This window comes from Bradyrhizobium sp. HKCCYLS3077 (genome assembly GCF_051167555.1).
GTDB lineage: Bacteria > Pseudomonadota > Alphaproteobacteria > Rhizobiales > Xanthobacteraceae > Bradyrhizobium.
On the sequence record NZ_JBNPTH010000001.1, the window covers coordinates 746,062 to 759,421 of the forward strand.

At 67.9% G+C, this 13,360-nt stretch carries 10 protein-coding genes; 4 read left to right on the plus strand and 6 right to left on the minus strand.

What is annotated here, in order from left to right; all coding sequences use genetic code 11:
- Window position 1: 1 nt before the first annotated feature.
- Both ACQR0Z_RS03255 and pdeM read left to right on the plus strand, forming a co-directional pair.
- Window positions 2-2,725 (plus strand): ligase-associated DNA damage response DEXH box helicase, encoded by a 2,724-nt coding sequence (locus ACQR0Z_RS03255; RefSeq protein ID WP_434917666.1) that lies wholly within the window; start codon window positions 2-4, stop codon window positions 2,723-2,725.
- Window positions 2,726-2,864: 139 nt separating this feature from the next.
- A complete protein-coding gene (gene pdeM / locus ACQR0Z_RS03260) occupies window positions 2,865-3,542 on the plus strand; it encodes a ligase-associated DNA damage response endonuclease PdeM (protein WP_434918012.1) in 678 nt (225 codons plus the stop codon).
- 214 nt (window positions 3,543-3,756) lie between these two features.
- Here the strand turns inward: pdeM and ACQR0Z_RS03265 are convergent, their stop codons facing one another.
- Window positions 3,757-4,623, minus strand: coding sequence for a LysR family transcriptional regulator (locus ACQR0Z_RS03265; RefSeq protein ID WP_434917667.1), 867 nt, complete (start codon window positions 4,621-4,623; stop codon window positions 3,757-3,759).
- Window positions 4,624-4,720: 97 nt separating this feature from the next.
- On the opposite strand from ACQR0Z_RS03265, the gene ACQR0Z_RS03270 reads away from it, so the two are divergent.
- The gene (locus tag ACQR0Z_RS03270; protein ID WP_434917668.1) at window positions 4,721-5,638 is read left to right on the plus strand and encodes a DMT family transporter; all 918 of its coding nucleotides are present in this window, start codon (window positions 4,721-4,723) and stop codon (window positions 5,636-5,638) included.
- Here the strand turns inward: ACQR0Z_RS03270 and ACQR0Z_RS03275 are convergent.
- From ACQR0Z_RS03275 to ACQR0Z_RS03295, 5 genes are all read right to left on the minus strand, one after another.
- The gene (locus ACQR0Z_RS03275) at window positions 5,635-6,414 is read right to left on the minus strand and encodes a TIGR02186 family protein (RefSeq protein WP_434917669.1); all 780 of its coding nucleotides are present in this window, start codon (window positions 6,412-6,414) and stop codon (window positions 5,635-5,637) included. The genes ACQR0Z_RS03270 and ACQR0Z_RS03275 overlap by 4 nt on opposite strands.
- Complete coding sequence (locus ACQR0Z_RS03280; RefSeq protein ID WP_434917670.1) at window positions 6,411-7,337, minus strand: sulfite exporter TauE/SafE family protein; 927 nt, start codon at window positions 7,335-7,337, stop codon at window positions 6,411-6,413. Before ACQR0Z_RS03280 ends, ACQR0Z_RS03275 begins: the two co-directional genes overlap by 4 nt.
- Before the next feature lie 141 nt (window positions 7,338-7,478).
- Complete coding sequence (locus ACQR0Z_RS03285; RefSeq protein WP_434917671.1) at window positions 7,479-8,297, minus strand: hypothetical protein; 819 nt, start codon at window positions 8,295-8,297, stop codon at window positions 7,479-7,481.
- A gap of 174 nt (window positions 8,298-8,471) precedes the next feature.
- Window positions 8,472-12,002 carry a hypothetical protein gene (locus ACQR0Z_RS03290; RefSeq protein WP_434917672.1) on the minus strand — a complete coding sequence of 1,177 codons (3,531 nt, stop codon included), beginning with the start codon at window positions 12,000-12,002 and terminating at the stop codon, window positions 8,472-8,474.
- A 192-nt stretch (window positions 12,003-12,194) separates the two neighbouring features.
- Window positions 12,195-12,779 (minus strand): PadR family transcriptional regulator, encoded by a 585-nt coding sequence (locus tag ACQR0Z_RS03295; RefSeq protein WP_434917673.1) that lies wholly within the window; start codon window positions 12,777-12,779, stop codon window positions 12,195-12,197.
- Between the two features lie 137 nt (window positions 12,780-12,916).
- On the opposite strand from ACQR0Z_RS03295, the gene ACQR0Z_RS03300 reads away from it, so the two are divergent.
- Window positions 12,917-13,315 carry a nuclear transport factor 2 family protein gene (locus ACQR0Z_RS03300; RefSeq protein WP_434856415.1) on the plus strand — a complete coding sequence of 133 codons (399 nt, stop codon included), beginning with the start codon at window positions 12,917-12,919 and terminating at the stop codon, window positions 13,313-13,315.
- The last annotated feature ends 45 nt before the right edge of the window (window positions 13,316-13,360 follow it).

Below are 13,360 nucleotides of genomic sequence, written 5' to 3' on the forward strand. Positions count from 1 at the left end.
CATGACTGCCTACCTTCTCCCGGTGCCGCCTCGCGTCTCACCAGCCCCCCAAGACGACAGCGCCGCGCTGCCTGACCATTTCCTGAAATGGTTCGCGGCGCGCGGCTGGTCGCCCCGCGCGCACCAGCTGGCGTTGCTGGACAAAGCCCGCGCGCAGCGTTCGGCGCTTCTGATCGCCCCAACTGGGGCCGGCAAGACCCTCGCGGGGTTCCTCCCGACCCTGGTCGAGCTCGGCTCCGCTGCAAGGACAAACACCCGAGCCGCTCTCGCCAAGCATTCCGCGCTCTCCACTCCCTCCCCCCTTGTGGGGGAGGGGCGGGGAGGGGGGCCTCCGGCGGCGGTGCCGATAGCGGGCCCCTCGTCGCAACCTCCCGCGCTGGCGGAGGGCTCCACCATCGTCACCACGACCGGCCGCAATCCGCCGCGCCGCGCCGGCCTGCACACGCTCTACATCTCTCCCCTCAAAGCCCTCGCCGTGGACATCGCCCGCAATCTCGAATCGCCGATCTCCGAGATGGGGCTGCCGATCAAGGTCGAGACCCGCACCGGAGACACGCCGGCATCGCGCAAGCAGCGCCAGCGCCGCTATCCGCCGGACATCCTGCTGACGACGCCGGAGCAGCTCGCGCTGCTGCTGTCCTCCGACGACGCGCCGTTCCTGTTCTCCTCGCTGAAGCGCGTCGTGCTCGACGAGCTGCATGCGCTGGTCACCTCTAAGCGCGGCGATCTCCTGTCGCTCGGGCTGGCGCGGCTGTGGCGGCTCGCGCCCGAGATGCGCATGATCGGGCTGTCGGCCACGGTGGCCGAGCCCGATCAGCTCGCGCGCTTCCTGGTCCCGCAGCCAATCGGTGCCGAGGCGGCCGCGGATGTCGTCGTCGCCGGCGGCGCCGCGCAGCCGGTCGTCGAGATGCTCGACACGCGCGAACGCCTGCCCTGGGCCGGCCACACCGCGCGTCACGCGATGGCCGAGATGTATGAGCTGATCAAGGCCAACAAGACAACGCTCGTCTTCGTCAACACCCGCAGCCAAGCCGAGATGCTGTTCCAGGAGTTCTGGCGCATCAACGACGACAATCTCGCCATCGCGCTTCACCATGGTTCGCTCGACGTCGCCCAGCGCCGCAAGGTCGAGGACGCGATGGCCGCTGGAAAACTGCGCGGCGTGGTTTGCACCTCCTCGCTCGATCTCGGCGTAGACTGGGGTGACGTCGATCTCGTTATCAATGTCGGCGCGCCCAAGGGCTGCTCGCGGCTGATGCAGCGCATCGGCCGCGCCAATCACCGGCTCGACGAGGCCTCGCGCGCGGTGCTGGTGCCGGCCAATCGCTTCGAGGTGCTGGAATGCTCGGTCGCGATCGATGCCGTCGCCGACAATGCGCAGGACACACCGCCCTTGCGCACCGGCGCGCTGGATGTGCTGGCGCAGCACGTGCTCGGCTGCGCCTGCGGCGAGCCGTTCGCGAGCGACGAGCTCTATGCTGAAGTGATCGCGGCTGCGCCCTATGCGATGCTGTCACGCGCCGACTTCGACGATGTCGTCGATTTCGTCGCGTCCGGCGGCTACGCGCTGAAGACCTATGAGCGCTTCGCGCGCATCAAGCAGGATACGAAAGGGCGCTGGCGTGTCGCCAATCCGAAGGTGCGGCAGAGCTATCGGCTGAATGTCGGCACCATCGTAGAGGAGGCGATGCTCAAGGTGCGGCTGGTGCGCTCGCGCGCCGGGGCCAAGGGGGGCACCACAGGCGCGATCGCGCGCGGCGGCCGGCTGCTCGGCGAGATCGAGGAGTATTTCATCGAGGGCCTGACGCCGGGCGACACCTTCGTGTTCGGCGGCGAGATCGTGCGCTACGAGACGCTCGCCGAAGACCAGGTCTACGTCTCTCGCGCGAACGATGCCGACCCGAAGGTGCCGTCCTACATGGGCGGCAAGTTTCCGCTCTCGACCTATCTGGCCGAGCGCGTGCGCGGCCTGCTCGATGATCGCCGGGCCTGGATGCAGCTCCCGGAGCAGGTGCGCGACTGGCTTTCGTTGCAGAAGGACGTGTCGCGCATCCCGGCGCGGCGCGAGTTGCTGATCGAGACATTCCCGCGTTCCAGCAAGAACTACCTCGTCTGCTATCCGTTCGAAGGCCGGCTCGCGCACCAGACGCTCGGCATGTTGCTGACGCGGCGGCTGGAGCGCGCGCGCGCCCGGCCGCTCGGCTTCGTCGCCAACGAATATGCGCTGGCGGTGTGGGGGCTCGGCGACATGTCGCTGATGGTAGCCCAAGGCCGGCTCGATCTCGCGGCGCTGTTCGATCCGGACATGCTGGGCGATGATCTCGAAGCATGGCTCGATGAATCAGCGCTGATGAAGCGCACCTTCCGCTCATGTGCCATCATCTCCGGCCTGATCGCGCGGCGCTCGACGACGGAAGAAAAGACGCGCCGCCAGGTGCTGTTCTCGACCGATCTCGTCTACGACGTGCTGCGCCGCCATCAGCCCGATCACATGCTGTTGCGCGCCGCGCGCGCCGATGCCGCCACCGGCCTGCTCGATCTCCGCCGCCTCGGTGATATGCTGACCCGAATCGAGGGCCGAATCACCCATCGTCCGCTCGATCGCGTCTCGCCGCTGGCGGTGCCGGTGATGCTGGAAATCGGCCGCGAATCCGTCTATGGCGAGGCCGCCGACGAGCTCCTGGCCGAAGCCGCCGAGGAACTCGTCAAGGAGGCGATGGGGTAGGTATCAGTCTGGGGCACGCAATGCGCCGCGCGGAAGGTCTGCTCCCTCCCCCCTTGTGGGGGAGGGCCGGGGAGGGGGGTAGCTCCGGGGAACGGCGCTCGTGAGTCGCTCGGTCGGCATCTCTTCATCTCATCATCACATCGAGCCGTCTCGATGTGCGACGCTCGAGCTGGCCGGTGTCTCGCTTCGTGTCGATCTCTCCGGCGCACTCGTCTGGGACGAGCAGCGCCTGCTCGTCGTCTCCGACCTGCACCTCGAAAAGGGCTCGAGCTACGCGTCGCGCGGAACCCTGCTGCCGCCGTTCGACACGGTGGCCACCTTGCGCCGGCTCGAAGCTGTCATCGCGCACTACGATCCGCGCACGGTGATCGCGCTCGGCGACAGCTTTCATGACCGCGACGCGCATACGCGCCTGACCGGCGACGACCGCGCCTGCATCGCAAACCTTCAAGTCGGCCGCGACTGGATCTGGATCACCGGCAATCACGATCCCGCGCCGCATGGCATCGGCGGCGAGGTCGCCGACGCGATCAAGATCAGCGCCGTCACCTTCCGCCACGAGCCGACCGGCGCGCACGGCGAGATCGCCGGCCATCTGCATCCGAAGGCGCGCGTCGCGACTCGGGCGCGCACCCTGGAGCGCCGCTGCTTCGTGTCCGACGGCGCCCGCGCCGTGATGCCGGCGTTCGGCGCCTATGCGGGGGGCTTGAGCGTGCGCGATGCGGCGTTCGCCAAGCTGTTTCCGAAGCGCGCCTTCATCGCGCATGTGCTGGGTGATACGAGGCTGCACAGCATCGCTGCGGCGAGGTGTTATTAGTTGGACTAATGGCGTTATGAGTGAGGTGGAATGGTCACTTTCGATCATTCAAGCTTCGAAGCGATGAGGCCCGCCGCGCACTCCGCTGCGCCCTCTCCCCCGCTTGCGGGGGAGAGTTGGAGAGGGGGCGCCACGCGCACCGCCGCCGGAGTGGCCCCCTCCCTAGCCCTCCCCCGCAAGCGGGAGAGGGAACACACTGCCCGCGTGGCGATAGCTACGCCGCCTTGGCCTGCACCTTCTCGCAGAACTCCGCAAGCCGGTCAGCGAGCCGCAACGTCGCCGGACTTGCGTTCGGCGACGCCAGCAGCGCGACCTCGGTGCGGTCGATCGGCGCAAAACCTTCCCGCGCCGTCAGCACGCGATGCTCGGCCTGAACCGACATCTCGGAGAGGATGCTCAGCCCCAGGCCCGCGGCGACGGCGGCCTGGATCGCGGCGAGGCTCGATGACGTGTAGGCCATGTGCCAGGCGAGCCCCCGGCTCTCCAGCGCGTGGATCGCGCGGGTCCGGTAGATGCAGCCGAGCGGGAAGCCGATCAGCGGCACCGAGCGGGCATCGAGGTTGACCGGATGGCTCCTGCTGCTCACCCAATAGACCTGCTCGGGCCACGCCGCGACCGCCGCACGGGTATCGTCGACGCCCCGCTTCAACAGCGCAAGGTCGAGATCGCCGCGCTCGATGTCGCGCTTGAGGTTGAGGCTCTGATCGGCGCGGACATCGAGCCTGAGATCAGGGTGGGCACGGGAGAACGAAGCGAGCAGTTTGGCCAGCCGGTAGGCGGCGAAATCCTCGGGGATGCCGAGTTTCACCGCGCCGTCAGGGCCGGGACGCGCGACGACGTCGCGGGCCTCCTCGGCCAAAGCAAGCAGGCGGCGGGCGTAGGACAGCAGCCGCTCGCCGGCCTCGGTCGGCGTCACCTCGCGGCCGTCGCGGTTGAGCAGGGTCTGGCCGAGATCCTCCTCCAGCCGCCGGATCTGCTGGCTGACGGTCGATTGCGTGCGGTGGACGCGTTCGCCGGCCCGGGTGAAGCCGCCGGCCTCGACCACCGAGACGAAGCTGCGCAACAGCTCCAGATCGAGCATCGGGAACCTCCATTCGAAATTCCACTGAGTTTCAGTCTATCATTTAATTTCCAAATGCGGAAGAACGGCCCTACACCGACGGCAAAGGAGCCCGCCGATGTCGTCCGTATCCTCTCCGGCTGCCGTGACCCCGATGAAGTCGAACCTGCTGCCGCTCGAGATCGGCCTGTTCTGCCTGCTGTGGAGCTTCGCCTTCGTCGCCGGCAAGATCGGCGTCACCTATTGCCCGCCGCTGCTGCTGCTCGCCGCGCGGTTTTCGCTGGCGGGTGTGATGATCCTGGCGGTCTCGCTCATCCGCGGCGAGCTGCGCATGGGCTGGCGCGATGCGGCGGTGTTCGCGGTCCTCGGCATCGCCAACAACGCGCTCTATCTCGGTCTCGGCTACATGGGCCTCCAGACAGTGTCGGCCGGCCTCGGCGGGCTGATCGTCTCGGCCAATCCGGTGTTCACCGCTGTGTTCGCCGCACTGCTGCTCGGCGAGCCGCTGACCCTGCGCAAGATCGCCGGGCTGGCGCTCGGCACGCTGGGTGTTGCGATGATCGTCTGGCACCGCATGTCGGTCGGCACCGATCATCTCGAGGGCATCCTCTACACACTGGCCGCCCTGGCCTCGATCGTCACCGGCACCATCCTGTTCAAGCAGCTCGCCCCGAAGGGCAGCCTGTGGGTCGGCAACGGCATTCAGAATCTCTCGGCTGGACTCGTGCTCTGGCCGGTCGCGCTCGGCATCTCCAGCGTTCACGACGTCACGCCGAATGCGCAGCTGCTCGGCGCCTTCGCCTTCCTCGTGCTCGGCGGCTCGATCCTCGCCTATGTGCTGTGGTTCCACCTGCTGAAGGTGTGCGGCGCGACGGCGGCCAGCGCCTACCACTTCGTGATGCCGCCGCTGGCGATGATCTTCGCCTTCCTGGTGCTGGGCGAGCACGTCGCGCTGCAGGACCTGCTCGGCGTCGTTCCCGTGGCGATCGGCATCTATCTGGTCACGCGCTCACCGGTGCGCGCCGCCGCGGCCTAATCCCGCCGGAACACGATCGACGCCATCCATCCGGTCATCAGCGCCATTGCCGTCGTGACGAGGCCGTAGGCAAAACCGTTCTGGCGCGCGGAGCTGGCGACGAACTGTTCGAAGCCGACCTTGACGATCTCGAACGCGGTTTCCGTCTTGGTGATCATCGCGCCCTGCGCCAGCAGCTTGATCTCGACCTCATAGGTGCCGATCGGAACGGCGGCGGGCAGCGAGATGCCGGTGCGGAACAGGGTCGGCGTCAGGAACGTCACCGCGGAGGTGTCCTCGCGATACAGCCCATGCTGCGACTGCAGCCGCACGAAGGCGCTGCGGAACACGTCGTTCGGCACGACGTCGGCGTAATCGGGCCCGACACGCTGGGTCAGCAGCACGTTGTTGAGGCCGAGTTGCTGGCGCCGCTGCACTTCCGCCGCGGCCATCGCATCGAATGGCCGGTTGGCGAACAGGGCGAGATAGCCGGGGACCTTCAGGAATTGCCGCGAATCGGTGTTGATCCAGATGCCGAATTTGCGCTCCTTGCGCCGGGTCACCATGTCGGCCCGCGGCCCGCGCACGGTGACCACGAGATCGTAAGCCGTTCGATCCGGCGGTGTCTGCGCGTCCCTCTCGACCGAGCCGAACAGCACCAGCTCCTCGCCGGCATAGTTCGGCGTCACCGTGACGCGGTGGTTGGAGACCGAGACGATCAGCCGCTCGGCGTGACCCGATGCCGCGCTCGCAAGCAGGATCGTCAGTGCAAGCCCGGCGCGGCGGAGCTGCGTCATGAGCCGCCTCCGGTCTCGCGGATCGTGAACAGGTCCTCGGGCCGGATCACGAGCTCGATCGCGAAGCGGATGCCGACGGCCAGGATCAACAAGCCCAGCAGAAGCCGCAACTGCTCGCCGCGGATCATCTGCCCGGCGCGGGCGCCGAACTGCGCGCCGGTGACCCCGCCGATCATCAGGATCAGCGCCAGCACGGCATCGACCAGATGATTGCTCATCGCATGCAGCATGGTCGCAATCATCATGGTGGCCAAGGTCAGCACCATCGAGGTGCCGATGACAGTGGAGGTCGGCACGCGCAGCAGGTAGATGAGAAGAGGCACCAGGATGAAGCCGCCGCCGATCCCCATCACGGCGCCGAGGAAGCCGATGATGAGGCCGATGCCGATCACCGGAATGACGGAAACATAGATCTTGGAGCGCTTGAAGCGCATCTTCAGCGGCAGGCCGTGGATCCAGACATGGCTGCCCGGACGGCGCACCGTCGGCATTCCGCCCTGCCGCGCCCGCATCATCGCGCGCAGTCCTTCCCAGAACATCATGCCGCCGACGGTCGTCAGCAGCGCGACATAGGACAGGGCGATCATCAGATCGAGCTGGCCGAGCGCGCGCAGCAGCGTGAACGTGGACACCCCGAGCGCCGTGCCGAGCGCGCCGCCGATCATCAGCACCGCAGCCAGCGACGGATCGATCGCGCGCCTGCGCCAATAGGACAGCGCCCCGGAGAAGGACGAGGCGGCGATATGGCTGGAGACCGAGGCCACCGCCACGGCCGGGGTGATGCCGACGAAGATCAACAGCGGCGTCATCAAGAAGCCGCCGCCGATGCCGAACATGCCGGAGACGAAGCCGACGGCCGCGCCCATCGCCAGCAGCAGGAAGATGTTGACCGGGATGTCGGCGATGGGAAGGTAGATCTGCATCCGCGCAGTCCTGCGAGCGTTCGACCGGAGCATCCCGCGCGTGCGAAGCAGGTGCCGTGGTCTTGCATAGCCGAAAAAGCCGCTGAAGGGATCAGGCATTGCCGCGCAAAGTCGGGGGACCCGGAGCCCGAACGATCGGCCCTAAAGCGCCTTGATCGGCGTCGTGACCAGCTTCATGGCCTCGGCCTCGTTGGGCTCAAGCCACCGGATGTCGCGGGTCTGCGACATCGCCTCGATGACCTGCGGCGAGATGCCCATCCGCGTGACATAGCCGAGGATCGCCCCGGTGACCCGCTGGGTGTCGGCGACCGCATCGTCGCCGCGGGCCGCCGAGGTAAACCGGTGCACGCCGAGCGCCGAGCCGTCGAGGCCATATCGCGTCTGGCCGCCGGCGAAGGTGAAGACGCAGGCGCTCGCGCAGGAGGCGGGGCGGATGCGGCCGCTCTTGTCGACGGCGCCCACCGCGGTCGACAGGCCGCGCGCGCGAATGATCTCGCCCATCAGCACGCCCTGGTCGAGATTGCCCCCGGGCGAGGACAACAGCACGACATCGCCGGGCTTCAGATGAGCCTCGTCGAGGCGCTCGCGCAGCCAGATCGCCGCCGCTGGCCCGATTTCGCCGCGGACCGCGAGGACGGCATGGTCGCCGTTGATCGCGGTGTTGGCAACCAGCGCCGAGGAGAGGCTCGAGGAGACGTATTGATCCTTCCAGAACGACCAGGCGTCGGGACGCGACATGTCGCGATAGGCGCGAATGCCGGCGCTCAGCAGGATCGCCACGATGAAGATTGCCGATGCGAGGCGGCGCCACGGGAACCTCGGCGGAGAGCCATCGGTCACATGCGCTTGCCGCGGCGGTTGAACGGCGGGACGATCCGGCCGGGGGCGCGGAGCCACGCGCGGGCCGGTCGGAGAGTGCCGGAAGGCATTGTGGTTCGGCTGGCCGTCGTCGGTTGTCACGTCACTCCACTCCCACCTCAGCGCGGGCCGCTGCGCCTCGTGCCTGACCTACACCGTGGCGCGGCGCGAGACTATGGCCGGCGAAGGGTCGCCGTAAGGGTGGCGTGCGGCGGGGGGAGAGCAACCTTTGCGGCCCGCCGGCCCGGGAGTCGACGAGGCGTGAGGTCTCGCGGATCAACGCGCTGGAGTGGCGGCGGCGCGCTTCGCGAGTGCGGCCTTGGCCGCGGCAGCCTTGGCGATCGCCTGGTTGCCGTCCCAGCCGCCGGCCGGCGCCGGAACGTTGACCGCGTCGTCCGGCTGCGGCTCGACCGTGAAGGTCTGGATCGCCAGCTTGGCTGCGGCGAGCGACTGCGCATCCAGCCGCTTGGCGACGTCGTCGCGCTTGCGGCCGGCGTCGGCGTCGCCCTGCGAGGCCGCGAGGCTGAACCATTTGTAGGACTCGGCGAGGTTCTGCTCGACGCCGATGCCGCGCGCATAGAGGATGCCGAGGTTGAACTGGCTGTCGGCGACGCCGCGCTCGGCGGCCTTGCGGAACCAGAGCGAGGCGCTCTTGTAGTTGGCGCCCCTGCCGCCGCCGTCGGCGTCGAGCACCGCCAGATTGTGCATCGCCTTGGCGTTGCCGCGCTCGGCGGCCACGACGTAGTAGCGGCGCGCGATGTCCGGGTCCTTCTTCACACCGAGGCCCTTCTCGTAGAAGGTGCCGAGGCGGAACACGGCTGGAATGAGTCCGGCCTGCGCGGCGCGGTCATACCATTTCGCGGCCTCCTCGTAGTTCGCACCGACGCCCTTGCCCTCGGCGAAGCGGACGCCGACCTCGTAGGCCGCCGTCGGATCGCCCTTGAGGGCTGCGCCGCGCAGCGCGAGGCCGCCGATGGCATCGGGCAGCTTCTCGGATGCCGGCACCTGCACCAGGCCGAGCTTCTGGCCGTTGGCTGCGGTCGGAACCGTGCCGGTGATGTCGGACGTTGCAGCAGCCGGAACGGTCGCCGGCTTCTCGATGTCCTGGGGGATCGCGAGCATCGCGATCGTCTCCGCCTCGCTCGGCATCGCCCGGTTATAGGACTGGCGATCGATCGGCGTCGGAGAGGTCAGCGACGGCCCATTCTGGTCGGGCGTCGTCGGACGCGGCGACAGGCTCGGCGAGGCCGATGGCATCTGCGCGCGCGGCGCCTCGCCCTGGGTCTCCATCGGGGAGACGGGCGGCGGCGTGCTGCCGCTGTCGAGCAGCGACATCGCGAATTTGAAGGTGCCGAGCACGATCACGACCACGCTGGCGCCGACCAGCAGGGAGCGGATCTTCGAGCCGATCGTCGAGACCTCCTCGTCGCCTTCGGCCGTGAGTGCGACCGTTGGCTTCTCCTTGGTCTTCTCCTTGACCTTGGCCTTGGCCGGTTCCTTGACGACCTCTTTCGGCGGCTCCTTGGCCTTTTCCTTTTCCTTCGGCTTGTCCTTTTTCGCCTTCTTGGCGTCGACCGGCTGCGCGGCAGCCGCCGCCTGGGCAGCGCGGCGCGCGGCGGCGATGAAGCTCGACGTCGAGACGGGTTCGCGCTTGCCGGCCGGCAACTCGCTCAGCGCATCTTCGGACGCGGCGATGCGTTCAGCGGGCGAGGCGGTCCGGCCGGGCGGGCGCGTGCCCGGCTCGAGTGGGTGATCCGGCGGCAACTCGGGAATGATCGCGGCAGGGCGGGCCGCCGCCTGAGCGGCCTGCGCGGCATGCGGTTCGAGGATGTCGGCGATCGCCTTGGGCGGGATCGGCGGCGGCATCGGAGCCGGCGATGGTGCCGCTGCCGCATGGAAGTCGCGCGGCGCAGCCGCGTAGGTCTGCTGGCCCTGCGCCGCGTTGACGATGTGAGCGGCGGGCTGGGCGGCTGCCGGATTCGGCAGCTCCGGCCGGTAGGCCGGTTCGGGCTTGGGCGGCTCGGCGAAGACCTGCGGCGCGGGCGCCCGTGGCGCGGGCATCTGCGGCTCGATCGCGGGGACCAGCGGCGGGGCGGGCGGGATCGCGGTCGTGCGCACGTTGCGAAGATCGCCTTCGATCATCGCGAGGCGGTCGACGACATGGCCGAGCGTGTTGTGAACGGCTTCCAGCGAGTCCTGTGTGTTGCGATCGGTCTCGGTCTGGCTGAAGCGGATATCCGACAGCTCGCGCTTGACCATGTCGATCAGGCCGCCGTCCTGCGACGACTCGCGCTGGGAGCGGCTTTCGGCCAGGGCCGCGAAGGTCGCCTGCTGGCGTTCGAGATAGCGCAGGATGTCCTGCAGCCCGTCCTCGACGCGGGACATGTTGCCGCCGCGCGGGTCGTTGGCGGCCTCGAGGCGCTCCAGCAGGTAGCTGATGCGCTGTTCGAGATGCGCGATCGCCGACGAGCCGTCATTGCCGACCTGCAGGCGGTCGATGCGGTCGGACAGGCCGCGCAGCGCATCCTCGATCTGGGCGCTGTGATCGGGCGCCGCGGCCGGCGGCTCGCGATTTTCAAGAGTCGAGGTCAGCGCCGCGATGCGCTGTTCGAGCGCGGCAAACGAATTCTGGAACGAGTCCTGGTTGTCGCGTGCCTGGGTGACCTGATCGACCTTCGACGACAATTGGCGCAGATCGTCGGACAGCCGCTCCAGCGCATCGTTCGAGGCGACATTGGCGACGATCGCGCGCAGCGCGGCGATGGCGCTTTCGAGCTGCTGTACCGTGCCGGGGTCGTCATTGCTGCGCAGGATCAGGTCGAGCTTGGCGCCGAGATTGCGGATCGCCTCGTCATAGACGGCGAGCTGCTCGGCGGGCTTGAGCGAGCCGACGACCTCGCGGATGTCGGTCAGCGCGCGTTCGATGCCGGCCAGTGCCTGGCCGTCGACGCCGCTCTGGCGGTTCTCATCGATGCGACGCGACAGCGAACGGATCTCGTTCTCGATCGACTCGATCGCACGCCGCGGCATCGCCTCGGTGATGGCGAGACGGATCTCGGAGAGCTCGGTTCGGAAGCCGGCGATCGACTGCTCGATCCCATCCTCGGGACGATGCAGCGCCTCGATCTGGCTCGTGATCTTCAGCAGATGCCGTTCGAGCAGGGAAAAGTCGCTGCTGGGCGCGGTGCTGGCCGACGCGGCTTGCGGCGCGCTGGCCGGCGTCATCAAGGGGGCGGAGGCCGGTGCCATCGCGGGCGCCGTGGGCGGCGCCTGATGCGGCGGCAGCGGGCGCGCATTGTCGAGTTCGCTCTGGCGGGCGCTGATCTCGGCCACGGCCACATCGAACGAACCGGCACTCAGCGGTTGTGCGGGACGATAAAGCTGTGCCGCGGCGCGCTCGACGCCATCGGGCCCGCGAAAGCGGTCCTCGGTGTGGGCTGCGCGCAGCGGCGTCGAGATTTGCGACAAGCGTGCGTCGAGCCGGGAGATGGCGTCATTGAGCTGGCGCGCCACGCCCTGTTCGTCACGCGGTGCGTCCTTGCGAGGGCCTGGACGCGACATCTGCTCGATCTGGCGGGCGATCGAATCCAGCCGCTGATGAATGTCGGCAACCTCACGGGCGTCGCGGCTGACCGGCGCCGCGCTGCGCGGTGCGTGGCTGCCGCGGAAATCCGGCGGAGCAGAAGCGCCGAGCGTGGAGTTGATCCAGTCGGCCAGCGTCATGCCGGCGCGTTGCGCCGCGGCCTCGGCCCTCTCGCGGACGGACGGGTCGATGCCTTCATTACTCCACGGTACGCGCGAATTCATGTCTCGTCCGGTTCCGCTTCCAGCGCTCCACCCAGCGCCTCCAGCCTCCCCACGCGTCCCGGACGTGAACATGAACGGGTCCGCGCAGATCGTCTGCTTCAGGTCCCGACTTTTGACTTTTACGGTAAATAACGAGTTAAGTTTACCGCGGGCGCGGTCAGAACTTTTGCGACGGCGCTCGCAAGACGCGGATTATCCGGCGCTTTCACGGGAGGAGTCGAGCGGCCGCACGCCGCCGGTGGTGGAGAGAGCCGACAGCGCGGTGATCGCTTCCTCGCACCATTCCGCCACCATGCGCTCGTGGCGCAGGCCGAGCCGCAAGTTGAGCAGCTTGCCCATGTCGCCCGGCGCGACACTGCCGTCCGCATAGTGCTTCTTGAGAATGCGATCATAGCGCTCGGCGCGGTCGCGGTGATGCTCGAGCCGTGCCATCAGGTCGGCCCGGATTGGTGCAATGTCGGCGGCTCCCAGCGCGTAGAGCCGGACGAGCAGATCGTCCTTGGTCGAAGCCGGCGTGCTTGGCCGTGCCGCCCAGGCGCGGAACGCCGCGCGGCCCTCGGGCGTGAGAGTATAGACCAGCTTGTTCGGCTTGCCCGTCTGCACCACCTCGCGGCCCTGGATGTAGCCGCGGTCGCGCAGCCGGGAGAGCTCCCGGTAGATCTGCTGATGGTCCGTCTTCCAGAAAAAGCCGATCGAGGAATCGAACGTCTTGGCGAGCTCGTAGCCCGTCATCGGATGTTCAGTGAGGCAGGCAAGGATGGCGTCGCCGAGGGCCATGGCCGGAAACTGCTCCCGTTTTTCTGATCGTTGTCCGCCCCGTTCCACGCTTGACATTATGCACATCGGCGCATATGCGTCAATGTGCATATGGGGTGGTTGTGGTGCTGGCCTGTTCCGCCCCGAGGAGACGCCCAATGACAAAGACCGGCCTCGACGGATGGTACGGCTATATGAGGTCTCACGATCTCGGTGCGTTGCGGGAGCTGCTGCATCCGGACGCCGTGTTCGAAAGTCCCGTCGTGCACACGCCGCAGCGCGGCCGCGACATCACGTTCAAATATCTCGCAAGTGCTGAGAAAGTGTTGGGTGGTCCCGGATTCAAGTATGTCGGGGAGTGGCGTAACGCCACGGGCGCCGTGCTCGAATTCGAGAACGAGATCGAAGGCATCAAGCTCAACGGCGTCGATATCATCACCTTCGACGAGGCCGGCCTGATTACTCACTTCAAGGTGATGGTGCGCCCGCTCAAGGCGATCAATTTGCTGCACCGCCTCATGGGTGAGCAATTGGCGGCGATGACCAAACCCTCCTGACACACACTCGCGACGCGACCGACAGCCGCAAATCAACGGCTGCCG